Annotated in this window: 19 protein-coding genes; 12 read left to right on the top strand and 7 right to left on the bottom strand. The window is 52.4% G+C overall.

The genetic code is table 11. The features are described from left to right. Positions 1–44: 44 nt before the first annotated feature. Positions 45–1,103, bottom strand: a complete 1,059-nt coding sequence (locus KHS78_RS13575; protein ID WP_211829013.1) for a mannan-binding protein — start codon at positions 1,101–1,103, stop codon at positions 45–47. Positions 1,104–1,568: 465 nt separating this feature from the next. Between KHS78_RS13575 and ssb the strand changes: the two genes are divergently transcribed. The 4 genes from ssb to KHS78_RS13555 all read left to right on the top strand — a co-directional run bounded on the left by ssb (position 1,569) and on the right by KHS78_RS13555 (position 8,369). Next, positions 1,569–2,129, top strand: a complete 561-nt coding sequence (gene ssb, locus KHS78_RS13570; RefSeq protein WP_211829012.1) for a single-stranded DNA-binding protein — start codon at positions 1,569–1,571, stop codon at positions 2,127–2,129. A 207-nt stretch (positions 2,130–2,336) separates the two neighbouring features. Further along, complete coding sequence (gene focA, locus KHS78_RS13565; protein WP_211829011.1) at positions 2,337–3,200, top strand: formate transporter FocA; 864 nt, start codon at positions 2,337–2,339, stop codon at positions 3,198–3,200. 178 nt (positions 3,201–3,378) lie between these two features. Then, the gene (locus tag KHS78_RS13560; protein WP_211829010.1) at positions 3,379–4,998 is read left to right on the top strand and encodes a long-chain-fatty-acid--CoA ligase; all 1,620 of its coding nucleotides are present in this window, start codon (positions 3,379–3,381) and stop codon (positions 4,996–4,998) included. Positions 4,999–5,138: 140 nt separating this feature from the next. Continuing rightward, entirely contained in the window at positions 5,139–8,369 is a 3,231-nt protein-coding gene (locus tag KHS78_RS13555; protein ID WP_211829009.1) for a PAS domain S-box protein, read from the top strand. Between the two features lie 55 nt (positions 8,370–8,424). On the opposite strand, the gene oppF is transcribed toward KHS78_RS13555, so the two are convergent. The 5 genes from oppF to KHS78_RS13530 form a co-directional block, all read right to left on the bottom strand. After that, positions 8,425–9,429, bottom strand: coding sequence for a murein tripeptide/oligopeptide ABC transporter ATP binding protein OppF (gene oppF, locus KHS78_RS13550; RefSeq protein ID WP_211829008.1), 1,005 nt, complete (start codon positions 9,427–9,429; stop codon positions 8,425–8,427). Next, the gene (oppD, locus tag KHS78_RS13545; RefSeq protein WP_211829007.1) at positions 9,426–10,400 is read right to left on the bottom strand and encodes an oligopeptide ABC transporter ATP-binding protein OppD; all 975 of its coding nucleotides are present in this window, start codon (positions 10,398–10,400) and stop codon (positions 9,426–9,428) included. Before oppD ends, oppF begins: the two co-directional genes overlap by 4 nt. Positions 10,401–10,411: 11 nt before the next feature. Next, on the bottom strand, positions 10,412–11,350 hold the full coding sequence (gene oppC, locus KHS78_RS13540) for an oligopeptide ABC transporter permease OppC (protein ID WP_211829006.1): 939 nt from the start codon (positions 11,348–11,350) through the stop codon (positions 10,412–10,414). Between the two features lie 6 nt (positions 11,351–11,356). Continuing rightward, positions 11,357–12,280, bottom strand: a complete 924-nt coding sequence (oppB, locus tag KHS78_RS13535; protein WP_211829005.1) for an oligopeptide ABC transporter permease OppB — start codon at positions 12,278–12,280, stop codon at positions 11,357–11,359. A 110-nt stretch (positions 12,281–12,390) separates the two neighbouring features. Beyond that, entirely contained in the window at positions 12,391–14,034 is a 1,644-nt protein-coding gene (locus tag KHS78_RS13530) for an ABC transporter substrate-binding protein (protein WP_211829004.1), read from the bottom strand. A 122-nt stretch (positions 14,035–14,156) separates the two neighbouring features. Between KHS78_RS13530 and KHS78_RS13525 the strand changes: the two genes are divergently transcribed. The 7 genes from KHS78_RS13525 (at position 14,157) to KHS78_RS13495 (ending at position 24,163) form a co-directional block, all read left to right on the top strand. Then, positions 14,157–14,459 (top strand): hypothetical protein, encoded by a 303-nt coding sequence (locus tag KHS78_RS13525; protein ID WP_211829003.1) that lies wholly within the window; start codon positions 14,157–14,159, stop codon positions 14,457–14,459. Between the two features lie 122 nt (positions 14,460–14,581). Further along, a complete protein-coding gene (locus KHS78_RS13520; protein ID WP_211829002.1) occupies positions 14,582–18,772 on the top strand; it encodes a response regulator in 4,191 nt (1,396 codons plus the stop codon). A 49-nt stretch (positions 18,773–18,821) separates the two neighbouring features. Continuing rightward, positions 18,822–19,754: a CheR family methyltransferase gene (locus tag KHS78_RS13515; RefSeq protein ID WP_343216915.1), complete on the top strand. Its 933-nt coding sequence runs from the start codon at positions 18,822–18,824 to the stop codon at positions 19,752–19,754. Beyond that, complete coding sequence (locus tag KHS78_RS13510; protein WP_211829001.1) at positions 19,751–20,326, top strand: chemotaxis protein CheB; 576 nt, start codon at positions 19,751–19,753, stop codon at positions 20,324–20,326. Before KHS78_RS13515 ends, KHS78_RS13510 begins: the two co-directional genes overlap by 4 nt. Positions 20,327–20,333: 7 nt before the next feature. Further along, positions 20,334–22,469, top strand: coding sequence for a two-component system response regulator (locus KHS78_RS13505; protein WP_211829000.1), 2,136 nt, complete (start codon positions 20,334–20,336; stop codon positions 22,467–22,469). A gap of 76 nt (positions 22,470–22,545) precedes the next feature. After that, positions 22,546–23,283 (top strand): ferredoxin--NADP reductase, encoded by a 738-nt coding sequence (locus tag KHS78_RS13500; protein ID WP_211828999.1) that lies wholly within the window; start codon positions 22,546–22,548, stop codon positions 23,281–23,283. A gap of 79 nt (positions 23,284–23,362) precedes the next feature. Continuing rightward, on the top strand, positions 23,363–24,163 hold the full coding sequence (locus tag KHS78_RS13495) for an SDR family oxidoreductase (RefSeq protein ID WP_211828998.1): 801 nt from the start codon (positions 23,363–23,365) through the stop codon (positions 24,161–24,163). Positions 24,164–24,172: 9 nt separating this feature from the next. On the opposite strand, the gene KHS78_RS13490 is transcribed toward KHS78_RS13495, so the two are convergent. Then, positions 24,173–25,531 carry a bifunctional DedA family/phosphatase PAP2 family protein gene (locus KHS78_RS13490; protein WP_211828997.1) on the bottom strand — a complete coding sequence of 453 codons (1,359 nt, stop codon included), beginning with the start codon at positions 25,529–25,531 and terminating at the stop codon, positions 24,173–24,175. Between the two features lie 144 nt (positions 25,532–25,675). On the opposite strand from KHS78_RS13490, the gene KHS78_RS13485 reads away from it, so the two are divergent. Continuing rightward, the gene (locus KHS78_RS13485; protein ID WP_211828996.1) at positions 25,676–26,545 is read left to right on the top strand and encodes a class I SAM-dependent methyltransferase; all 870 of its coding nucleotides are present in this window, start codon (positions 25,676–25,678) and stop codon (positions 26,543–26,545) included. Positions 26,546–26,550: the final 5 nt, after the last annotated feature.

The following is a 26,550-nucleotide window of genomic DNA, read 5'->3' as shown; positions in this document are numbered from 1 at the left end:
TGCAACAGAGTGTTTCACGGCATTTTTTTCATCGGATCGAAACGTCAGGGATACTGCTCTTCACATTGGCAAACAGAGCGAGCGCCATACACGATGGTCCACCAATGCCCTGTCCAGTTGCCATCTTCTGCATTACAGCGTGAAGGGCATTTAGCCTCAGCATCCGGATCACTCCAGATCGGCGCGGTATTGGTTGTGATAAAGACATCCAGGGGGGTGCACTGACACACAGAATGCTTGCCGTAGACGATCGTCCACCACTGGCCATTCCACTTACCGTGTTCTGCGCCACAGCGACCGGGGCACTCGGATAGCGCGTGCGTATTGCTCCAGATAGGATCTTTGTTTTTGGTGACAAAGGTCTCTGATCCGCCCCCCCCGGGAGACGGGTTTGGCGCAGGCTTTGGCGATGGTGTTGGCACTGGTGCCGGTACAGGGGCTGGATACGGTGTAGGCACGGGAGCCGGCACAGGCTTTGGAGAAGGTGTCGGTTTGGGGGCTGGAACCGGTGGCGGCGCTGGAGCAGGTGCTGGAACAGGTGCTGGAACTGGCCCAGGTGTTGGCGTTGGTGATGGTGTAGGCGCTGGAGCCGGGGCTGGAGCAGGTGGTGCTGTGGCAATGACGATATCTCCCGCCGTGGCTATGGGGGGCAGGTTTGACTGCGGTACAGGCAGACTGGAAACATCCGTAATACAATTATTAGCGCCACAATCATTCCAGCGAATGGCACCATCAACAAGATTACCGTGTAGAGTAAAGACCTGCTGCTCAGCTTTATCCGGAAAAACGTCCTTTCTGATATAAACATTGATTCTGAATTCCGTAGGCCCGGTTCGGATGGCTTCCAGGCGCTCCACGACCTTCATATTTTTGCTACTGTAGACTCGGCTCAGGTTGGAGGGCAATGTCCGGCGGGTGGAGACATGCGCTTCTACGGCCTGCCTGACCTCATAGGCCAGCTGGCTGGCCTCCATGACCTTTGCTCGTGTGGTGTATTTCTGGTAGGTGGTGACAGCAAACGCCGAGACCACGCCCATAACGAAGAGCACGATCATGGCTTCGACAAGACTGATCCCCTGGATTGAATGCTGTCCTTTATTCACGCTGGTACTGGCTTCTGATGCTATTTATGGCCTGTGCCATAAAAGACTGCTCCTAATATGTTGAGTTTAGGCGTATTTAAGGTGCTGGAATCCTTGAGGGAAACCGGGAAATGTGAAAGATTCAATAAAATCAAAAGGTTATAAGTTTTAGCGATTGTTTTTTTTGTAACTCATTGTTTTTAAATATATTTATTTTTTCATAGGGCGGGACGGTGAACCCGTATCGGGATAATGGGTCAGATAAGTAGGGCTAAACGGGTAATACTATGATTTCCCAATTGGCAAATGCGCTGAGTCTGGGATAATAAACAGTTACCCTATGACTCTGGGTGGACGATGGCATGGGTTCACGGGCTGTGGCAGGTCAGGTACGAGGTGTCGGCGTTTTGACGATCCGGGGTAGACTGAAGTGAATGGTCTGGCCCAGAGAACTGGTTATTGATTCTTGAATGGTGGGAGAGTTACATGGCTCGTGGTGTTAACAAGGTTATCCTGATAGGCAATCTCGGTGGCGATCCGGAAGTCCGCTACACGCCCAATGGCAGTGCGGTCTGCAACCTGAGTCTGGCGACCAGTGAATCCTGGAAGGATCGCCAGACCGGCCAGCCGGTCGAGCGGACCGAGTGGCACCGGATTGTGGTATTTGGCAAGCTGGCGGAGATTGCGGGACAATTCCTGCGCAAAGGCTCCAAAGTGTATATCGAAGGCAAGCTGCAGACCCGCAAGTGGCAGGATCAGCAGGGCCAGGATCGCTATACCACCGAAATCGTGGTGGATATCAATGGTCAGCTGCAGATGCTGGATGGCCGTCAGGACGGCATGGGCGGTGGTGATTACCAGCAGCAGAGTGCGCCTCGTCAACAGCAGCAGTCTTATCAGCCGCAGCAACAGCAGCCCAAACAGCAGCAGGGTGGCTTTGGTGGCCAGTCCCAGCAGCAGGCGGCGCCGCAACAGGCTCCCCAGGCGCAGCCGCAATCAGCGCCGGCTGGTGGCTTTGATGATTTTGATGATGATATCCCGTTCTAAACGGCTATCGAATCACCGGTTTTTAATAACCGGATGAGAAAAGGGCTTCGGCCCTTTTTTTTGTGTCATGGCATCCATGGTGCGGTTTCCCGTTACGGGTTATTGCTGACAGGGGATTGGCAGGGCATTGATATAAGTCAACAGTCTGCGTTCAAGGTTTTTTTAAACTTTAAACTCTCTTTTGTCTTCTGAATTCCCCATATTTTTATGAACAGCATCGAACCTTCCTACTTTGAGGCGCGTTCGCCTCTCGCCATGGCCGAGCTGGCGCAAAACGTCGCGATTGGCAAGGCTGAGAAAGCGTTATACAAAACCTTTGTCCTGGCGATCATGGCTGGTGTATTTATCTCCCTGGCCGGTATGTTTTATACCATCGTTTCCACCGGTTCTCATGGTCCTAATGCGCTGCCTTACGGCATCTCAAAGCTGATTGGCGGTATCTCATTCAGCATGGGGCTGATGCTGGTAGTCATGTGCGGCGCTGAGCTGTTTACCAGCAGCACCATGATCTCCATTCCCTGCGCATCCGGCCGGGTGCCGTTTTCTGCCATGGTCCGCAACTGGTGTGTGGTTTATCTTGGCAACTTTGTGGGTTCCATTGTGATGGTGTCGATGATCATCTACACCGGCCAGTGGCTGGGAGCCCATGGGCAGGTGGGTGCGTCTGCCATGTACATTGCTGATGCCAAGATGGGACATAGCTTCGGTCAGGCGCTGGTGCTGGGCATTATGTGTAATATCATGGTGTGTCTGAGTGTCTGGATGAGCTACAGCGCCCGCAGTGCCAGTGGCAAGATGCTGGCCATGATCCTGCCGGTGGCTGCTTTTATTGCAGCAGGCTTTGAGCACTCTATCGCCAATATGTATCTGCTGCCGATGGGCTGGATGGTGCATAACCTAGGTGATGCGGCGTTCTGGCAGGGCCTGGGTATGACACCGGCTGACTTCCCGCATATCACGCTGCATAACATGATTTTTAACAACATCATTCCTGCCACCATCGGCAATATTATTGGCGGCGGTATCCTGGTGGGTTTGAGCAACTGGTTTGTGTTCCTCAAAAAACACTGAGTTTGATTCGTTGCGTTGATGCTGTTTGGAAACCGGCGATGACAGCCGGTTTCTTTTTATTCATTCCGTCTGTTAATACATGTATTTCTCGTAATCACAGGATGTGATTTGTCTACTGGCGTGGCTGCCCGTTACACTGATTTTTCACGAAAAAGAAAAATAAAACAGGAGTACGGGTATGCATGGCCTGATGATGGACCAGCCGTTATTGATCAGCATGATCATGAAGTATGCCGAGCAGGCGTTTCCGGAATCGGAAGTGGTGTCGGTTACCCATGATCACCCTGAGCACCGCTATACCTATCGTGATGCGTTCCGACGATCCCGCAAGCTGGCCAATGCCCTTGATCGTCTGGGCATGCGGCAGGGAGATCGCATAGCCACACTGGCGTGGAACGATTTCCGCCATTTTGAGCTTTATTACGGTGTCTCCTGTTCTGGGGCCGTGTTACATACCATTAATCCCCGGCTCTTTACGGATCAACTGGCTTATATCATTAACCATGCGGAGGACCGTTGGGTATTTACAGACCCACTGTTTATCCCCTTGCTGGAAGGTTTGCAGGAACAGTTAACCGGCGTGGAAGGTTTTGTGGTTCTGACCGATCAGGCGCAGATGCCAGACACCACACTGAAGAATGCCATCAGTTATGAAGCACTGATCAGTGATGAATCGGATGCGTACGAATGGCCGGTATTGGATGAACAGACAGCCAGTTCACTCTGCTACACCTCGGGCACGACAGGCCATCCCAAAGGCGTGCTTTACAGTCATCGTTCTACCGTGATTCACGCTATCACGGCGGTGATGCCCTCGGTGGTGGGGTTGTCTGACCGTGATGTAGTGATGCCGGTGGTGCCCATGTTTCATGTTAATGCCTGGGGCCTGCCCTATACCGCGCCTCTGGCGGGTGCAAGACTGGTATTACCTGGGCCTAAGATGGGGGATGGTGCAGCCTTGCATCAGCTGATTACCCAGGAACAGGTTTCCCTGGCCCTGGGGGTTCCGACTGTCTGGCTGGCGTTACTGAATTTCCTCAAAGACAGTGGAAAGGGCTTGGACAGCCTGAGCCGGGTCATTGTCGGTGGCGCAGCCTGCCCGCAAAGTATTATGGATAGGTTGCGTGAATACGGTGTGGATACTCATCATGCCTGGGGGATGACGGAGATGAGTCCCATTGGCACCTTGAATAATCTCAAGGCCAGCTTGTCAGCGTTGGCTCAGGACACCAAGGACGCATTACGCCTGTCACAGGGACGCGCCATCTTTGGGGTAGAGATGAAAATCGTCAGCGATACCGGTGAGCGTTTGCCGCATGATGGCGTTGCCGTCGGGGATCTCTATGTTCGTGGTCCGGGGGTGTGCCAAGCCTATTATCAACGGGAAGCAGAAACCCACCACACCCATGATAGTCAGGGTTGGTTTGCTACTGGAGATGTGGCTGCCATTGATAGTGAAGGTTATTTGCACATTACTGATCGGAGTAAGGATGTCATAAAATCCGGTGGTGAATGGATCAGTTCCATCGAACTGGAAAACCTGGCCATGAGTCACCCCGGTGTGGCTGAAGCCGCGGTTATCGCCGTGCCTCATGAAAAGTGGAATGAGCGTCCCTTGTTGATCGTGGTGAAACAGGCAGGGGAGTCACTCGACCAGGCAAGTCTGCTGGCCTGGTATGAAGGCAAGGTGGCACAGTGGTGGATACCGGACGAGGTAATATTCGTCCAGGAATTACCCCATACCGCCACCGGTAAAGTGAAAAAGCTGGCGTTGAGGGAACAGTTCGTCAGCACCTGATAAACGGATAACCGCACAGGCTGTGGATGGTCATCCGGTAACGGCCTGTGTGGCATCCTGTTTGGCACGAGTGACCGGCATCGACTAGGCTGACTGGATTTCATCAGTCAGCACTGACAGGCGTATGGATTCCTTAATCTATGTGGTCGTCGATCCGGAACAAGATCATTCTGTTTACCATTGTCCCGATTACCCTGCTCTATGGATTGATTAGCGGCCTTCACATCTACCACACATTCATTCTTTCCCGTCATGATTTAGAAGAGATTCTGTTTGATGAGGCTCGATACTACGCAGAATCGATTGATACCCAGTTACGTCAGATTCAACTGCAGGGCGTTTCCCTGAATCGCTATCTCCGTTATGCCACCTTACCTGGCGCCAAATATGGGGTGCTGCCAATCGTTAAGGAGATACTGGAAGAAAACCCCTTGATATACGGGATCGTGATGAATGATCCGGATAGGCATGATGAACCGTTACTTTACCAGCTTGTGGATAACCAGCTTGTGACCAACCGGATGATTGATACATGGCAGTTTCCGGAGACGTATCCCTATCGCAGCAGCTGGAGTCATCCGATTGATATCCCGTTTTCTACACAAAAGGTCATATTCCACCATCAGCCACTGGAGCAGGGAGGAGGTATAGGCCTGCTGGTGAGGGTTTCCGACCTGGTCAATTTGTTAAAAGAGGATAATCCCAGAAAACTGAAATTTGTCCTTGTTGACCGGCAGGGAAATTTCATTCATTCCGATATTCGCTCCACGATTGTTGATCGAACGTTTCTGGATACAGCACGAAGGCTCGGGGCACCAGCGCTTGAAGCACTGATTAATGGCCCCTTGCGTGATGGTCAGGAGGCGCACACGACGGACAAGTATAAGCACTGGCGAGTCTGGTATTTCTCCAGTCCTGTACCGGTATCCGGGTGGGCACTGGTGGTCAAGATACGGGAAACGGCTGCACTGGCTGAGCATATACGCTATGCGATTGTGAGTGCCGTTTTGATGATTCTGTCATTGGTTGTCATCAGTTGCTGTATCTGCAAGGTGTCCAGCACGATCACCCGTCCGTTGGCGCGTCTTCGCCAGGCTGTTCGGCGTTTGGGCGATGGCGTCTGGCTGATGGATACCGACAGTTATGCGGATGATGAAACGGGCCACCTGGCCAGAACCCTGTCGACCATGGGCAGACGGCTGGAAGATCGGGAAGAGAGCCTTCGTCAACTGCGGGCCAGCAATATCAGCCGTATTGCTGAGCGGTTACGGGGCAAGTATGTCTATTTTGTCTTTGATGCCACGGGCCGTATGACGTATGTCAGTCCATCCATATCAGAGATTCTGGGATATACGCCGACGGAGTTTCTGGCGCGTCAGGCGGAACTGTTTCAGGCATATGCGCTGGATGCAGACGGCAAGTGCGTCATGAATGATGTTCTTTTGGGCCGGGCGATGGATCGATTCATGCAGCTGGACATGCCACACAGGGACGGCACTTTGCGCACGATGGAGGTCATTGGTGTGCCGGTGATTGAGCCGGACAAGCGTATTTCCGGGATGGAAGGCATGGCCCATGACATTACTAATATTGTCAGTGATTCCCGGCGCTTTCGCAGCTTACTGGAGTCAGCGCCAGATGCGATGGTGATTGCCACGGATGCCGGTGACATCACTATGGCCAATGCCCGGGCTGAAGAGTTGTTCGGTTATGACCGAAAGGCGTTGCTGGGGCATTCGCTGGCGATTTTGGGAACCTCAGAGGAGGGCGGCAATATTGCGGAGCTGGTTTACCGGGCTGTAAGCAATGAGCCAGTCGCTGGATTTGAAACGACCCTGCAAACCCGGCAGGGAATGAGCTTCCCGGCCGACATTACCTGTAATCGACTGGATATTGATGACGAGCGTCTGGTTTCCATTGCTGTCAGGGATAGCACAGAGCGAAAAACAACCGAAGCTGCGTTACGGCAGGCCCGTGATGATGCGCAGGTAGCAGACCATGCCAAAAGCGTATTCCTTTCAAACATGAGTCATGAGTTGCGCACACCGTTGAATGGGGTGCTGGGATATACCCAGATCCTGCTGAAAAAAACACCCCTGACACAACAGCAGCGCGAGAGTTTACTGGCCATAGAGAGTAGCGGCCAGCATCTGCTGACCATGATCAACGACATCCTGGATTTGTCCAAAATGGAGGCCAATGGTGTCAAGGTACGTATGGTGCCGGTAGAGCTTCAGAAGCTGGTTGAAAGTGTCAAGCGTATCGTCGGACAGCGTGCTGAATCGAAAGGGCTGGATCTTAGGGTTGTGGTGGATAGTGGTTTACCTGATTTGATCGTGACGGATCCCACCAAATTACGCCAGATTCTCATCAATCTGTTAGGCAATGCCATCAAGTTTACGGAGAGTGGTTATGTCATGCTGACATTATCACTTGATGAACGACAGGTTTCGTTTTCTGTCTGTGACAGTGGCATTGGTATTGCCCAGGATGATCAGCAGCATATCTTTGCCCCTTTTCTGCAAATTAATGCCCGCAGTCATCCAGGAGGAACCGGGCTGGGGCTGGCTATCAGTCGTTGGCTGGTTAACGCTTTAGGTGGGGAGCTCAGTGTGAGTAGTCAGCCGGGATGTGGCAGCACCTTTAATTTCAGCTTGCCGCTGACAGCTTCAACCATGGCAACCCCTGACGCTATGACTCAGGCCGTTATCGATCCAAGCGGTGACCTCGGTGTGGGAGAGACAGCAAGTGCATTGAGAGTGTTGGTTGTTGATCCTTCCCAGGCACATCGAGAGATTATTGTTACCTGTCTGGATCATACTGGCGGGATCGTATACCAGGCAGCAAACCTTGATGCAGCTCTCTCTGAAATACGTAGACAGTCGCTCGATATGGTTTTACTGGCTGATACTGTGCCCGTCAGCCATGATCTGGAAGTGATGAAAACGGTCAGGGCTATGCGGGAGGATGAGAGGGTATGGTTCATTGCCATGTTTTCAGAAACCCACAAGTCTTTCTCCCGTCATATTCAGGGGGATGGTTTTGATGGCTACCTGACCAATCCGTTCACGCTTGAACAATTCATCTGTTTGGTAGAAACATGCATTACGAAAAGCTTTGATAATATCAGTGCTTTCTATTCATCGCATGATATCAAACTGGATCTAAGTCTCTTTGTTGTATTGTCCAAGGCTGCAGAACTGGGCGATATCCATCAGATAATGAAAGTGGTGGGAGAGTTACAGGTTCATAAAGGTACCCGACAGCTTGCCAGACTGATAGATTTTTTATGTCGTACGTTCAGTTTCGATCGACTTGAAAATCTTTGTCATCGTTTTACTTCAGAGATGGAGACCCCGATCGTTCTATAGCCCCGGTGTTACCCTGGATCCTGTGGACGACAGGAACCAGGTAGTGATGAAGGCCTTATCCAGGTGTGAAATCTGCTCGCAAACAAGCGACTCTGTGTTGGGAGTCGTTGAGGATTACGGCATCCGGTTTGCTTTCAGCGCAGGAGGCCAGGGCAATAGGGCAGCGGGTCCTGAAGACACAGCCGGACGGTGGTGAGATAGGCGAGGGTAAATCGCCTTCCAGTAACTCAATCTGTTTGCCTTTTTCCTTGTCCGGATCAGGGACTGGTATCGCACTGAGGAGTGCCCTGGTATAGGGATGCCGGGGATTACTGTATAACGCGTCTGCTGTCGCCAACTCGGCTTCGTTACCCAGGTACATGACGAGCACACGGTCGCTGATATGTTTCACCACGCTCAGATCATGGGCGATGAATATCAGCGCAAGCCCCATGGCCTCCTGCAGCTCTTTCAGCAGATTCACCACCTGTGCCTGAATCGACACATCCAGCGCGCTGACCGGCTCGTCACAGATAACGAGTTTTGGTTTGAGAATCAGTGCCCGGGCGATACCAACCCGTTGGCACTGTCCGCCGGAAAACTCATGGGGATAACGGTTGATGACATTGGGTAGCAGGCCTACGCGATCCATCATCTGGCGAACCTGTTGTCGTATGTCTTCCCGGGGCATATCCGGATAATAGTTGCGAAGAGGTTCAGCGATGATGTCGCCAATGGTCATCCTGGGATTCAGTGACGCCAGCGGATCCTGGAAGATCATCTGGATATCTTTCCGGACGGTGCGGAACGTCTTGTCGTCACAGCCGACTAAATTCTGGTTTTGCCAGAAAATCTTGCCAGACCGGGTTTTCACCAAACCAATGAGCGCGCGCGCCAGAGTGGATTTGCCACAACCGGATTCACCCACAATACCCAGCGTTTCGCCCGCATAAAGATCAAAACTGACGCCATCAACCGCTTTCAGCATGGGCATGGGATCCCATGGCCAATCGCGTGATTTCGGTACGGGAAAATGAACCCGGACGTCCTTCACCTGGAGAATCGGCTGTCTTGTGCTCATAAGACATCCTCCGTCGTCTTGTGGGTCCAGTAACAGGCTTTTTGACGATCGCCATGGGTTGTAAGTACGGGGGCTGATTCCCTGCATTCTGTCATGACATGGGGGCAGCGATCCTGAAACGGGCAACCTTCAGGCAGCCTGAGCAGGTTGGGGGGGTTACCAGGAATCGTTGGCAATGTGGCGTCGCTGTTATCAATGCGTGGAATCGATTCCAGTAGTCCAATGGTGTATGGGTGCTCAGGCGCATAGAAAATATCCCGGGTAGAGCCATACTCCATGGTGCGGCCGGCATACATGACCAGCACCTTGTCACAGATGCCTGCGACTACGCCCAGGTCATGGGTGATCATGATGATGGCGGTGTTAAAGTCCTGTTTCAGTTCATTCAATAACGCCATGATCTGCGCCTGTACCGTCACGTCCAGTGCCGTTGTGGGCTCATCGGCAATCAGGAGTTTCGGCTGGCACAGCAACGCCATGGCAATCATGACCCGCTGTCGCATGCCGCCGGAAAACTCATGAGGATACATGGCCATTCGCTGTCGGGATTCAGGCATTTTGACCGCGTCGAGCATCCTGACGGATTCAGCAAACGCGGCGTCTTTGCTCATGCCTTTGTGCAGCATCAGAACTTCCATCAGCTGCTTGCCGACTTTCATGTAAGGGTTCAGGGAGGTCATGGGATCCTGGAAAATCATGGCGATTTTCTCCGCCCGGATTTTATTGAGCACTTTCTCCGGCAGGTTAAGGATCTCTTCCCCTTCAAACTGGGCTGATCCCATGGCCTGTCCGTTTTTGGCGAGCAGACCCATGATGGCAAAGGCGGTCTGGCTCTTACCGGAACCTGACTCGCCGACAATCCCTAGGGTTTCACCCGCCTTAAGAGAAAAATTCAGATTGTTAACTGCGGTCACTTCCCCGTCAGGGGTTGAAAAGTGAACACGCAGATCTTTGACATCCAGCAGATTCATCGGGTACTCCATCAACGGTCTTTGGGATCCAGGGCGTCGCGCAGACCGTCACCCACGAAATTGAAACAGAACAGGGTTATCACCAGGAAGGTGACCGGGAACGCCAGTTGCCAGGCGGCCACTTCCATGGCCTGGGCGCCTTCGTTGACCAGTGCGCCCCAGCTGGTCATGGGTTCCTGAACGCCGAGTCCCAGGAAGCTGAGGAAGGATTCGAACAGAATCATGCCCGGCACCAGCAGGGAGGCATACACCACCACAATACCCAGTACGTTGGGCACGATATGCTGCAGGATCATGCGATGGGTGGGCGTACCGCAGACTCTCGCCGCTTCAATGAACTCCTTGTTTTTCAGGCTCAGGGTCTGGCCGCGCACAATACGCGCCATATCCAGCCAGGAGACCGCGCCAATGGCGATGAAGATCAGGAGGATTGAGCGGCCAAAGAACGTCACCATCAGGATGACCAGGAACATGAATGGGAAAGACTGAAGAATCTCCAGTATTCGCATCATGATACTGTCGGTTCTGCCGCCGTTGAAGCCGGCGATGGCGCCATACAGCGTGCCAATCAGAACGGCTACCAGGGCACCCATGATGCCGACCATAAAGGAGATTCTGCCGCCCATCAGGGTGCGGACAAACAGGTCTCGTCCCAAACTGTCGGTACCGAACCAGTGGCTGCTGTCCAGGCTGGGGGGAACTGACATGTTGGCCCAGTCAATTTCATCGTAGCTGTAAGGGCTGAGCATCGGGCCGAAGATCACCAGCAGACCGATCAGGGTCAGAATGACCAGACTGGCAATGGCAGCCCGGTTTCTTAAGAATCGGGCCCTAGCATCTGCCCAAAGACTGCGTCCTTCGATTTCGATGGACGGGGTGAGTTTGTCCGCCAGTGCTTCCATGGCGCCGGTATTGAGTATGGGGCCGGACTTGTTATTGGTTAACGACATCAGCAATTACTCATAGCGTATCTTGGGATCAATGACGGCGTAGAGAATATCGACAATCGCTGTGAACAGGATGGTCAGTGCGCCAATGATGATGGTCAGTCCGAGTACCAGGGAATAATCCCGGTTTAGTGCGCCGTTGACAAAATGCTGGCCGACACCGGGGAGGCCAAACACGGTCTCAATCACTACGGAGCCCGTGATAATGCCGACAAACGCCGGTCCCATATAGGACACCACCGGCAGCAGTGACGGACGCAAGGCGTGTCGCAGGATGATGTGGTGAAAAGGCAGGCCTTTGGCCTTGGCCGTCCGGATGAAGTTACTGCTCAGTACTTCGATCAGGCTGCTGCGCTGGATCCGGGCAATGGCGGCAATATAGAGAATCGCCATGGCGGTTACCGGCAGTACCATGTATTGCCAGCTGCCGTCATGCCAGCCGCCAGCAGGCAACCAGTGAAGTGTTACGGCAAACACCAGCACTAACAGCGGCGCTATGACGAACGAGGGCAGGACAACGCCGGTCATCGCCAGTGACATGACCAGATAATCGACCCAGCTGTTCTGTTTCAATGCTGCGAGTGTCCCCGCGCCAACACCGACAAGCACCGTAACAATAAAGGCCGCCACCCCAATTTTCAGGGAAACCGGGAAACTTTGGCCCACCAGTTCATTGACGGTGTAATCCTTGTACTTGAAGGAGGGCCCGAGATCGCCGTGGGCAAGATCGCGTAAATAGTAGAAATATTGCTGGTAGAGGGGTTTGTCGAGGTGGTACTTGGCCTCGATATTCTTGAGGATTTCCGGCGGCAGGGCGCGCTCCCCGGTAAACGGGCTACCGGGCGCCATTTGCATCAGGAAGAATGAAATGGTGATCAGTACCAGTAACGTCGGTATGGCAATCGCCAGACGCTTGATGATGAATTTCAGCATACAGTGACCTTATCAGGCGGCACATGACCCGCACTTGCGACAGACGTGTCTGGGAGTCAGATCCCTTCCCCATAGTGGGGAAGGGGGAACTGTTCAGCGTGTGTCAGGGGTCAGTGGGCCATGATGTAAAGATCTTTGGCCAGTACATTGTCTTCCGGGTTATTCATGGGGTAGCCACCGACGTAGCTTTTTACCAGACGGCCTGTGACGTACTGGTAAACCGGTGCCACCGGCATTTCCTCGGCAATCAGCTGTTCGGCCAGCTGGTAGAGCTCGGCGCGGTGGCTTTCGTCGGCGACCGTCATGGCCTTGTTCAGCAGGTTGTCATACTCACTGTTGCTCCAACGGGCATAGTTGTTGCCGTTTTCTGTCATCAGCAGGCTGAGCATGGTTGAGGCTTCATTGTAGTCACCGATCCAGCCGGCGCGGGAAACGTCAAAGCGGCCTTCGCGACGGGTATCCAGGAAAGTTTTCCATTCCTGGTTTTCCAGGGTGACTTTCACGCCGAGGGCTTTTTTCCACATCTGGGCGATGGCAATGGCGACTTTTTTGTGAGCATCGCTGGTGTTGTAGAGCATGGTGACTTCCAGCGGATTGGACTTGTCGTAGCCGGCTTCGCTCAGCAGCGTGCGAGCCGACTCGACACGCTGGTCATAGCTGAGGTTTTCCCAGTTCAGATCAGGCTTTACGAAGCTGTTGACGTTATCGGGCGTGAAGCTGTAAGTGGGCTTCTCCCCCTGACCGACGATAAAGTTGGCGATGGCTTCACGATTGATGGTGTATGACAGGGCTTTTCTGACCCGGGCATCACTGAACGGTGCACGGCGGTTATTGAACTCATAGTAATAGGTGCCGATCTGTGGGCTGACCCGGATTTCATCAGGAATTTCCTTCTGGAGCTTCTTGAAGTGCTCCAGTGGAATCGGGGTGCTGCCATTGGTCATTTCAACCTCACCGGCGCGATAGCGGCTGAGTTCAGAATTCTCGGACTCAATAGGCAGGTAGGAGACTTTGTCGAGAACCGTCTTGGCGTTGTTCCAGTACTGGGTATTGCGTTCCAGTACAATGCGCTCATTGACGACCCAGGACTTCAGAACATAGGCGCCGTTAGACACCATATGGCCGGGCTTTGTCCAGGTCTCACCGTACTTCTGAATGGTCTTTCGAGGCGCTGGGAAGGTTGTCTGGTGTGCCAGAAGTTTGGCAAAGAAAGGGATTGATTTATTCAGGGTTACCTGAAAGGTATGGTCATCCAGTGCGGCAACACCCAGTGCGTCTGGCGTTTTCTTACCATCAATAATGGCATCCGCGTTCACGATACCGGGAATCTGCATGTACCAGGCATAAGGTGACGCCAGCTTGGGATCCACGGCACGCTGAAAAGCATAGACAAAATCATGGGCAGTAACGGGTTCACCATTGGACCAGCGGGCGTCTTTACGGAGCTTGAAGGTAAAGACCTTGTTATCCGATGACGCTTCCCAGGACTCGGCAACCGCCGGGATGATATTGCCATTGGCATCCTGTGACACCAGTCCCTCAAAAAGGTCCTTGGCAATACGGGAACCCGGAGAACCTTCGATCTTCTGCGGATCCAGCGATGCCGGTTCTGCACCATTCCCCCGAACCAGTTCCTGCACCTTGGCCAGCTTGACTCCCGCGGGTACCTCAGCGGCCAGGGTGGCGGTCAGCGGCAGGGCCGCCAGCGTCGCCGACGTGGCCAGAATCAGGCTTGTTAGTAGCGTCTTTTTCATTCTGTATCGCCTTAACCCGTTATCGTTGTTAATGTTTTACGTTTTTCTCTGCCTGAATTTGACGAAAGGGGGGCCGGTGAGATCAGTGTTCACTGATCCGGTTCTTGGGGTGGGAGTGCTGCATGAGCGCCATGATTCTGGCACTACAGCGATTCAGGTGTGGATCACTGCCGATGGGCAACTGTCCCCCCAGTCAAGACTATCAATACCGGCATCCCTTGGCGCTGCAGGCAGCGGCCGCCTGTCTTTTTTCGACAGACTTAAGGTTGCACCCGGTTGGAAAATCCTTATCTAAAGGGGCTTTTTTATTGTTATTTAAGGGCTTGGCAGCAATATATCGGTTTGTCGGGAAGGCTGGCAAGTCCAGAAAGGGATATTTATGGTTTCAGTTGTCCCAAAACAGGCTCAAACCGCAGGATTTTTGACAAAGTGCATGAATCAGAAAGGGGTATAGCGCGCTATCACGATAGGCTGTAGACAGATGCTTCCATGCCGATAACCAGAGAAGGCTGTTAATCCGTAGAAAAAGGCTTTCTGGAAACCGAGTATGAAGCACAAGGATGACTGGAGCACCTACCGCAAAGGGCTGGGACGTACATTGTTGTCCTGGTTTATCGGTTTGTCCTTGTTACCGCTGACGATCGTGGGGCTGATCGAATATAACAATGCCAGCAACAGTATCACCCGTAACAAGCACGATGAACTCGCCCATGTGAACCTGCTCCTGTCCCGGCAAATCAATAATTACCATGACAGCGTCATTACCAACCTGTTTTTTCGGGCGGGACAGGCAACAGATTTCCTTCTGGACCTGAAAAGCAGCTGGGAAATCTCCGATCTTCCCTTGCGGGAGTACCTTTCCGGAATCCAGTACCAGGAAGTGGTGGACTGGCATGCCCGTGAATTTGTGGATTTCCTTTATTTCTTCAAATATTCCGACATTTTGTTGATTGATGAGAAAGGTAACGTTCTCTACACCATTCATAAATACCGGGACCTAGGTGAAAACCTGTTTGATGGTGTTCTGGCCGATACCCGGCTGAGCGCTACTGTCAAACAGGTACTGGAGACCGGAGAACCACACTATTCCGATCTGGAACCTTACGAACCGTTAGGTGGCGAAGTCGTCAGCTTTTTTGTCATGCCACTGATCAACGAAGAGCGGAAAGTCGCCGGTACGATTGCGGTGCAAACACGTTCTCAAGATGATCTCAAACTTCTACTCCATCAGGGAATGGACACCGGCGATCATGTCTCATCGTACATTGTCGGCGTGGATGGAAAGGTCCGCTTCTGGGCGGAAGAAGAAGGCCTGTTCTATGGGCAGCGAATTAATACAGCCGCTGTGATGGACTGGCTGAATCATATTGATCCTGTCACCGGTGAATATACGGAATCTCTTGAGCATTTTGCAGAGTACCGGAATCGCCGGGATGAGCATGGTGAGAAACACGAGCATGCGGTCATGAATGATGACGAGCACGAGCATGATGGTGACGAAGACATTCTGGAAGACATGGATGACGGTACTGCCATAGCCCATATCGAGAGATACAGTAATTACCGAGGCGATATGGTGCTCGGGGTTTACCGGCACATGGAGATCATGGGAACCCCCATGGTTCTGTTGACCGAAGTGAATCTGGATGATGCGTTAATGCCTGTCACCCGGTTCAGGAACCAGTTTTTTACCGTGTTGGTGATCACCAGTCTGGTTGTTCTCCTGATTTCCATGGTGTCGACACGCCGGATTGCGCAGCCGTTGGTCAGGATCAATGGTTGGGTTAACCGTGTGGCGTCGGGTGAGTACGTCAAAGGTGAAGTCATTGACCAGCAGAATGAAATTGGTCAGTTGAGTCGAAGTTTCAGCATCATGACCGAGCAACTGCGACGGGTCAGTGCAGAAAATGAAGCCAGAAACTGGTTGCAGAGTGGCATCACCGGCTTGAACGAGGCATTACGGGGTGAACTGTCGATTACAGAGCTCTGCCAGAATACCTTGAGTTTTATGTGCCGTTACCTGCGCTTCCAGGTGGGCGCCATGTACGTGCTTACGGAGCGGAACCGGCTGGTGATGATGGGCAGTTATGCCTACACCATGTCCAGTGCGCACCCGGTGTCCTTTGTCATTGGCGAGGGACTACCGGGGCAGACGGCTGAGGACCGGCAGACAATGTATGTCAGTGTGCCGGATGACTATTTCCCGATTGCCTCAGGGTTGGGCTCCAGCCGACCTGATCGGGTATTAGTCATCCCGATTGTGTTTGATGACAACGTGAAAGGGGTATTGGAGTTTGGCCTGCTGGGCAGTATTGATGACCGCGCACAGCAGTTTATTGATGCGTCACTGGAAAGCATTGCCATCGTTTTGAATCGGGTACAGGCGCGGGAGCGGGTACAGGAACTGCTGGAGCAGACCACCCGGCAGACGGAGGCGCTGACCAAGCAGCAGGATGACTTACGCACGGCGAACCAGGAGCTGGAACACCAGACCCGGATTTTGAGGGAGTCAGAAGAAGAACTGAAAAGCCAGAGTGAGGAGCTTCAGCGCGCCAATACGGAGCTGGAGGAAAAAACGGAATCCCTGTTCCGGCAAAAAGCCGAGATTGAAATCAAGAATGCTGAAATTGAAGAGTCCCGTCTCGATCTGGAAACCAAGGCGGAAGAGTTGGAAGAAGCGAGCCGTTATAAGTCAGAGTTCCTGGCTAACATGTCCCATGAGCTGAGAACGCCCCTCAACAGTATGCTGATTCTGGCCAGAATGCTGGCAGACAATGATGAAGAGAATCTGTCTGAGGATGAGGTGGAGTCGGCCCAGGTCATCGACAAGGTGGGCCATGACCTGTTGAACCTGATCAACGATATCCTTGACCTTTCCAAAGTCGAAGCCGGTAAATTGATCCTGAATCCGGAAGATATGCTGCTGGAATCCATTGAACGGCAGATGCAGGATCAATTCAGTGCTGTCGCTGAAAACAAGGGGCTCGACTATATCGTGACCCGCGATCCAGGCCTGCCGGAATATATCCATTCCGATGGTCAGCGGTTGATGCAGGTGATCAAGAACCTGTTGTCCAACGCAATCAAGTTCACGGAAGAAGGCAGTGTCACGCTCCGGATGTTCAAAGCCGGTGATGATGTCCACTTTACCCATGAAAACCTCAGGAACAGCGACAGTGTGATCGGTTTTGCTGTGAAAGATACCGGTATTGGCATCCCGCCAGAGAAACAGGCGGCGATATTCGAGGCTTTCCAGCAGGCAGATGGATCAACCAGTCGAAAATATGGTGGCACGGGACTGGGGCTTTCCATCTCCCGTGAGATGTCGCTATTACTGGGCGGTGAGATGCAAATTGTCAGTGAGGCTGGAAAGGGAGCAACCTTCACGTTATATCTGGCGGATATGCCTAAAAAAGCGGCGAACCATGAAGAGTCTGATGAGGTTGATGGGAAGGATGACATTAGTGATTTGTCTGAGTCTTCCGCTATCACTCGTGCCTCCAACGATACCGTGCTCAGCGTGCAGCCGGTTGGTATGAAGCCTGATGGTTCTGACCGGCCGTTACTGATTGTTGAAGATGACAAGATTTTTGCGGCTGTTCTGAAAAAAGTCGCCGAAAGCTCAGGCTATGAATGCATGACTGCGCATTCCGGCAAGGATGCGCTTGATATTGCCCAAAAAGTGCATCCTCAGGCTGTCATTCTGGATCTTGGTTTACCGGATATGGATGGTGAGCAGGTTCTTGAGCAGCTGAAACAGCAGACTGGGAATCACACCATGCCTGTTCATATCATTTCAGGGCGTGATCTGGATACATCATTGCTTCACAAAGGGGCGACAGCGCTATTAAAGAAACCGGTCTCTGAAGAGCAGCTGCATAACCTCTTCGGCAAACTGGAGAAAAAGCGCGCTCATGAAATCCAGAAAGTCCTGATTATTGATGCCGATGAAGAAAGCCGTCAAAAAACCATTGCCATGCTGGGCAGCCGGGGAGTTGAAACCGATGTTGTGGCTAATGGTCATGACTTGAGGGAAGCCCTGAAAAAAACGCAGTACCACTGCCTTGTCATTGATATCGATCTGCCGGATGAAGACGGCACGGCATTGTTGCATGAACTGCATGATCAGCTGGGCGACAGCATGCCTCAGGTGATCATTAATACATCGCGGGAGATTGACCGTGAAGAACATCGGGAGCTGGCAGAGTTCGCCGGCACCATGGTCATGAAAGGTGAGCATTCTGAAGATCGCCTGGTCGATGAGGTCAACCTCTTCCTGCACAGTATTCAGCCAGGAAAACCCAAAAAACCGGTGGCGAAGCCAGCGGCAGTTGATGACAGTGCCCTGAAAGGACGCAAGATTCTGCTGGTGGATGATGATCTGCGTAATACCTTTGCCCTTTCCAAGGCCCTGCAGAAATATCATATGGACATCGTGCTGGCCGACAATGGTGAGCTGGCGCTTGAGCAACTGGAAAAGGAACCGGATGTTGAGCTGGTGCTGATGGATATCATGATGCCGGTCATGGACGGGTATGAAGCGACCCGCCGCATTCGGGCCCATCCCCGTCTCAAGAACCTGCCGGTGATTGCATTGACCGCCAAGGCGATGTCCGATGACCGGGCGAAGTGTATTGAGGCAGGGGCCAATGACTATATGACCAAGCCGATTGATATGGAAAAGATGGTAGCCATGTTGAAGCTCTGGTTACAGCAGAAACCGGATGATACAGCCTAGCCATCACGCAGACCGGTTTGATGGCGTCATTTGAAGGAAGTTTGCCTCAGTGGATGAGAGGAAGGATGAATCTGACACGCTCTCCAATCTGTTAATACCGACAGACAGTGATGCGTTGCTGGAAACGCCGGAAGAGACGGATTCGAAGGATGACACCAGGGCTCTGGAAAATCTGGAGATCGGGCTGCTGCTGGATGCGGTAAAACAGCACTATGGCTATGATTTTCATGATTATGCACCTGCGTCCCTCAAACGCCGTATCCGGGAATTTCGGGATGATATCGGTTGTGAGCAGATTGCTGACCTGATTCCACGCGTGCTGCATGATGCTTCTGCATTTGCGCTGTTATTACGGCATATGTCGGTCACCGTGACGGAGATGTTTCGGGATCCGGCGTTCTTTCTGAAACTCCGTGAAGACGTGATTCCCTGGCTGAAAACCTGGCCGTTTATCAAAATCTGGCATGCCGGGTGCGCAACGGGTGAAGAAGTCTACTCAATGGCGATTCTGCTGGATGAGGCGGGTATCCTGGATCGTGCGCAGATCTATGCCACGGATCTGAATGAGGAGTCGTTGCAGACTGCTAGACGGGGGATTTATCGCACGGAAAGCCTGCCCCAATACGAAGAAAATTACATGAAATCAGGTGGTGAAGGGTTGTTGAGCAATTATTACCATCAGCGTTACAGCTCCCTGAAGTTTCACCGCCGACTCTCCGCCAATATGACCTTCGCCAATCATAACCTGGTCACCGATGGTGTGTTTGGTGAGATGCACCTGATCATTTGCCGGAATGTATTGATCTATTTTAACCGGGAGTTGAAAAACCGGGTGTTTCAACTTTTCAATAGCAGCTTGTGTCCGAAAGGGATGTTGTGCCTGGGAACCCGGGAAAGTATCCGCTTTACGGATATTGATTCGCTGTATGAAACCGTGGATATCTACCAGAAAATCTATCGGAAAAAGGCGATGACAGAATGAGGAAACAGTCTTTTTCTGCCGTCGTCATTGGTGCTTCAGCCGGAGGGATTGAAGCCCTTAATGTCTTGTTTAGCGGATTACAGTCGACGTTTCCGGTGCCTGTTTTTGTGGTCAAACATATTGATGCCGAAGCCGATGACAGCATCGTCCGTTATCTGGATAAAAGCAGTTGTCTACCCGTTACGTTTGCTGATGATCAGGAACCTGTCGAAAACGGCCATATCTATCTGGCGCCACCGGGTTATCACATGCTGATTGAAGAGGATTGCAGTATCAGCCTGTGTGTCGACAGAAAAGTGACATATTCCCGGCCCTCTGTGGATGTGTTATTTGAGTCGGCCGCGGAAGCCTATGGTTCCCACCTGATCGGTGTGGTGCTGACCGGTGCCAACCGGGACGGCAGCGCTGGCGCACGGCTGATCAAACAGCAGGGAGGGATTGTGTTGGTACAGGACCCGGCAACGGCTGAACATGAGGTAATGCCAAAGGCCACTCTTGCCGATACAGACGTTGATGGAGTGATGGCGCTGCCGGCGTTGGCGGCCCGCCTGAATGAACTGACAGGACAGTAACCGTTTCATGGACGACATGGAAGAAAACACACAGGAACCGAAGTTACCCAAGATTCTGGTGGTGGATGACAAACCAGAGAACCTGCTGGCAATGGGGAAACTCCTGAAGCCGGTGGGGGCTGAGATCTTCAAGGCATTGTCTGGCGAAGAGGCGCTTGGCCTGGTGCTCAGGCACGAGTTTGCCCTGATCCTGCTGGATGTTCAAATGCCAGTCATGGACGGTTTCGAAACCGCCCGGTTCCTGCGTGACAATAAATCGACGGAAACCATCCCGATTATCTTTGTGACAGCCATCAGCAAGGAAGACAGGCATGTCACTGAAGGTTATGAGTCCGGGGCGGTGGATTATCTGTATAAACCGGTTAATAAAGACATTCTTCTGAGCAAAGTCCGCGTTTTTCTTCAGCTCGATAAACAGCGGCGGGAATTGGAAGATCTGGCAACAGAGCTTCGTGCATTGAGTGAGCAGAATCACCTGCTGCTGGATTGTGCGGCGGAAGGGATCCTTGGGATTGATCCAGAAGGCAACATCACTTTTGCTAATCCTGCAGCCTGCCAGTTGCTACAGCAGGATGAACAGGTACTACTGGGCACATCCATCACTCCCTTTTTCGTGGAACCGGGGATTGAAAGTATTATTCAGCAGTGGACGGCGGGTGATGACGACCCAGAAAGTATTTTCTCCAAAACGTCGGCGCTGCAACAGGGTGAGAATGGCAGCCTTCCGGTGGAGTTCAGTGCTTCTCCCACACAGACGGAAAATGGCGTCGTCATGGGGGGCGTGCTGGTTTTTCAGGACATTACCGAGCGTAAGAAACTCGAAGAACATCTCCTGAAAATGGCGAAATACGACAGTTTGACCGGACTGGCCAACCGGACATTGTTTATGGAATTTCTGACGGCCTCCATTACGCGTAGTGAAATCAGCCAGCATATTACGGCAGTCTTTTATCTGGATCTTGATCACTTCAAGCCCATTAATGACAGTCTGGGTCATGATGTGGGTGACGAATTGCTGAAAAGCGTGGCAGAGCGATTACAGCAGAGTGTTCGTCGTGGTGACCTTGTCGCTCGCCTCGGCGGTGATGAGTTCGCCATTGTGCTGGATGATGTCGCGAGACCTGACGATGTGAAACTGGTGGCTGAAAAGGTCGTGGAAGCCGTTTGTCGTCCGCATCATCTTGGGGGGCGGGAGCTGCATGTCAGTACCAGTGTCGGGATTGCCGTCTGGCCTGAATGTGGTAAGGAGCCGGATGAGCTGGTCAAGGCGGCGGATACGGCCATGTATGTCACCAAAAAGAATGGCCGCAGGGGATACCAGTATTTCACGGATGCGATGCGGGAAGAGAACCGCCGCAAGGCCTTTATGGAGCAAGCCCTCACAACGGATTTGCAGCGGGGGAATTTTGAACTGTTTTATCAGCCGATGGTGGCGTTGGAATCCGGGCGTGTGATTGGCTTTGAGACTGAAGTTCGCTGGGATTACGATGGCCGATTACGCTTGCAGGATGAATTTTTGCCGCTGGTGGAAGAGCTTCGACAAATGACGCCATTCGGGGAATGGATGTTGAACAATGCCTGCCGGGAAATAGCGCAATGGCGCCATGCTGATCCAGGCCGAAAAGAAACGCTATTGGCGATGAATTTATCCTTAAGCCAGTGCAAGGATGTCAATATTCAGGCCATGATTGAAACCTTGCTGGAGCAGCAGAATATTGACCCTCAGGTTATGGAGATAGAAATCTCAGAGCGCTTCCTGAACGAAATCCCCAGCAAAGTGGTTAATGAGTTGAAAGCACTGAGGAAAGTCGGCGTCCATGTGGCTCTGGATAATTTCGGGAGTGGGACATCGGCACTGAACTACTTACGCCGACTGACGGTTGATGTGGTCAAAATTGATCCTGGCTTTATCCATGAAATCGGGCGTGACAGCGCGACAGAAGGGATTATTCGCGCCATGACCTTCCTGGCCAAGGATATGGGCATTAAGACGGTGGCTGAAGGTATCGACAGTGAAGCCCAGTTGGCGTTTGTCAGGGATCTCGGTTATGACCGTGGGCAAGGCCTGTTGCTGGGCGCGGCCAACCCGGTCACACGACTGGAAGATACGGTTGTGCTGCCGGATAAAAACAGCAGCGGTTGATGGGGCGAGAGTTGACAGCCGGGTGATATCCCGCATTCTTATGGAACACCCTGTTTCATAAGCCACGGAGTTCTCCATGCCCCGGCCTGTATTCGAAGCTGAACTGCTCAGTAAGACACAGCTATCCGACGATACGCTTCAGCTGACCTTTCAGCTTGCCGATGACAGCTTTTCCTTTCAGGCCGGGCAGTTTGTTTCCATTCAGTTTGAGTTGGATGGTGATAACCTCAAGCGCAGCTACAGTATTGCCAGTGCGCCTGGTGTCTTTCAATCGATGCGTCAGATTGATATTGCCATTGCGTTGCTGCCGGATGGCCGTGCCAGTCGTCGCTTTCAGGAAGCCGTGCCGGGCGAGCACTTTGGCATCAGTGGCCCCTTCGGACTTCTGGTATTGCCGGACAGCTTGCCGGAACGTCTGGTTCTGGTTGGCACAGGTACAGGCATGGCGCCTTATCGTGCCATGCTGCCAGAGCTGGAAAGGATCGCTGCCAGCGGAATAGCACTCCATATCCTGATGGGGAGCAGACACAGGAAGGATGTGATATATCGTGAAGAATTCTCCTCACTGGCATCACGATTTGAACAGGTGACGTTCGAGCTTTGCTTAAGCCGGGAAGCGAATCCGGATGTCGGGATACAGGAATATCCTGGCTATGTTCAAACACGCTTCGCCCATCTGAACTTATCCCCGGAACGGGATCTTCCCTTTCTCTGTGGGAATCCCGCCATGATTGATGATGCTGTGGCCTGGCTCAGTGAAGCAGGGTTTGGCCCTCGTCAGATCAAACGAGAGAAGTACACATTTTCGCGTTAGTTAGCTGTGCCGGATTAACTGTCAGGCAGATTGATCAATTTCGATAATAATAACCCTACCATGAGCAGGGAGTTAGACGATGCCACACTCGTTCAGAAACAAGACTGTTGTGATCACCGGCGCCTGTGCCGGCATTGGCAGGGCATTGAGTCAGCGTTTCGGTATGGCCGGTGCGCGCGTCGCCTTGATTGATCTGAACCGTGAGCAGATTGCGACGTGTGTTGATCATTTGGAAAGTCGGGGTATCCAGGCACGGGGATACGTGTGCGATGTTAGTGACCAGAAGGGCGTTCATGAAACGATTAATCGAATCGTGGAAGACTTCCAGCACATTGATGTATTAATCAATAATGCCGGTATCACCCACCGAAGCCTGTTTGAAGACACCGATGCTGAGGTTCATCATCGCCTGATGGCGGTCAATTATTTTGGAGCGCTTTATTGTACCCGGGAGTCATTGCCCGCCCTTCTGAATAGCCAGGGATTGGTGATTACCATGAGCAGTATGTCTGGCTTTGCGCCATTGCGGTTTCGGAGTGCCTACAGTGCAAGCAAACATGCACTGCATGGTTTGTTTAACTGCTTAAGGGTTGAACTGATGGACCGTGGAGTGGATGTGATGATGGTCTGTCCGGGATTTACCGCAACGGATATTTATAAGAACGCCTTGCAGGGGGATGGTGGTATCGTCAAGAAGCCGTTCACACTGAGCGGAAAAACAGCCTCCCCTGCCGATGTTGCAGAAGAGACTTTTGCTGGCGCAGTCAAACGCAAGCGTTTGCTACTCCTGTCCAATGTTGATTGGCGGGCTCGATTCTTCGCCCGCTTTTTTCCCGTCTTTTTTGAGCGTTACCTTGCCCATCGGATTGGCGGCATGTAGCTCTACGCGTTACCCAAGATAGGTCATTCGCGCCGCTGGAAGCATCAGGGCAATCATTACAGTGCTGCTGATCAGCAGGGTTGCTATCAGAATCACAGGATGTTGGGGCGGCTGTGTGTCGGAGAAGCGACCGCAGGTAATGAGCCAGAGTGAAAAACCCAACGTTCCCAGCGCCACACCTCCCAGGACATCGGTTGTCCAATGCACACTGAGGTAGAGCCGTGAAAAGCCAACCAGCATGGCGATGATGATACCGATGCTCCAGATCCAGGGACGTTTCACCTCGGGAATTGCCAGAGCGATGTAGCGGGCAAACCAGAGTGACAGAAACGTCGTTAATGTCGTATGACCACTGGGAAAAGAGAAGCGAACCAGTTCGGCAGGATTATCGGGACGGTTCATATCCAGTCCCCATTTCATCAACCACAACACGCTCTCGACACTCGCAATAAGAATGCATAGCGCAAGAGCCAGCTTCCATTGGCGGTTGATGACAAGCCAGATAGCGGCGAGCCCAAACCAGACCAGTTGAACTTCGTGGTTCCCGATGAGGGTAATGGCCACCATGATCTGGTTCATCAGCCCGGTATGGTTGAAAACCAGCCATTGGGTAATGGCGGCATTCGCAAATTTCAGTTCACCAATGACGACCAGACAGGTAATCAGTATAAGGCTGATGCCACTGGCCAACATCAAATAGCGCCCGCTGATAAACAGCCTGCCAGAAGCTATTGACGGATTAGCCGGTGACTGAATCTTGTCATGGATATAGCCACTCATGAAGGCAAAAAACAGACTGGTGCCAAAAAGCATGGCAAGGATAATCAACACATCTTCGGAAACTGGTGGAGAAACCTGCATGGATGCACCGACCAGGTAGCCTGGCAGGATATAGACAGGCGCCCAGGCAATGGCAGAAATAATATTGACGACATAAAAGCGGGTTGCCGGCATATCCAGCATCCCTGCCACAAGGGGGATGATGGGCCTGACCGGCCCAATAAAACGTCCAAAGGCAATGCTTTTCCCACCATGGCGATGGAAGAAATGCTCGCCGTCCTCCAGCCACTGGGGATGGCGGGTAAATGGCCACCAGTTGGCGATATGGCGATGAAACACCCGACCAAGGATAAAGCTGATGCCATCCCCAAGCACCGCACCAATGAAGGCGGCAATCAGGGTTGTCCAGACATCCAGTACACCGCTACCGGCAATGGTTGCTGCGCCGAACAGCATCACCACACCGGGCAGAACGATGCCTGCAATGGCCAGGGATTCGACCAGTGCGATCAGCATTATGCTGATCGCAAGCCACTCGTGGTGGCTGCGCAGCCACTCAAGCATGGGCTGGATGTCAGTTAGATCCATACGGTACCTGCCGGAACCACGTGAACAGGCAAACGCTGTGTCATGGGTATCTTTCCACTGCTTAATCGGAACTTGCGTGCTGAATCACGCCTCGTTATGCTCGCCCTTAAAATAATGATAAAAGCGTATATAAAGAAGACTATGATGTCTCCCTCTGCAAATTTCACCCCTGAAGTGGATACGTCCCGTATCAGTATTAGCGCACTTTATACCGGTCATGTCTGGTTTCGTCACGGTTTGTCGTTACCAGAACTCTATTCGTTTAAGGGAAAATTGAGTTACGGGGCACTGGCGCCGGTGAATGCCTTGATTCGCGCTGTCGCCGGGGCAGATATTGAAACCTTCCTGCTGGAACGGCATGTCATCATTGATGAACTTCTCACCCGTGCCATTGAAGAGCAAGGTGTTGGCCAGATCGTTGAGATCGCGGCAGGCATGTCGCCGAGGGGCGCCTGCTTCATGCGGAAGTATGGCGATTCACTGCGCTATATTGAAGCGGATTTGCCGGATATGGCCGCCAGAAAACGCCGTTATCTTTCGCAGCATGGTCTGCTGTCTGACCAGCATCAGGTGACTGAATGCAATATTCTGGCGCAGGAAGGGGCTGATAGCCTTTCTGCATTGTTTTCCCGCCTTGATACCAGCAAGCCGGTCTTGGTCATTACCGAAGGGTTGGTGAACTATTTTGAATTACCGGTCATTACAGATTTCTGGAAACGGCTGGCAGATAATCTGGTGACGTTTCCCAAAGGTATGTATCTGACTGAAATTTATCCAGACCTTCAGGAACACCCGCTCTATCGCTGGGTGCAGTTTGCGCAAAAGGTTGTGGGTTTACTCACCCGGGGGGGCTACCCATTACATTATCGTGATGATCAGGAAATAGAGACCGGGTTTTCCGATTGCGGTTTTTCCGATATCAAGGTACATAACCCTGCCAGCTATTATGACAGCCTGCCCTTGAAACGGCTTGATATTCCCAGCGCCGTGAGGATCGTAGAAGCCGCCGTCTGATGACG

It is taken from the genome of Kistimonas asteriae, assembly GCF_018263925.1.
In the GTDB taxonomy this organism is placed as follows: Bacteria; Pseudomonadota; Gammaproteobacteria; order Pseudomonadales; family Endozoicomonadaceae; genus Kistimonas; species Kistimonas asteriae.
This window is presented reverse-complemented; position numbering and strand designations above follow the sequence as displayed.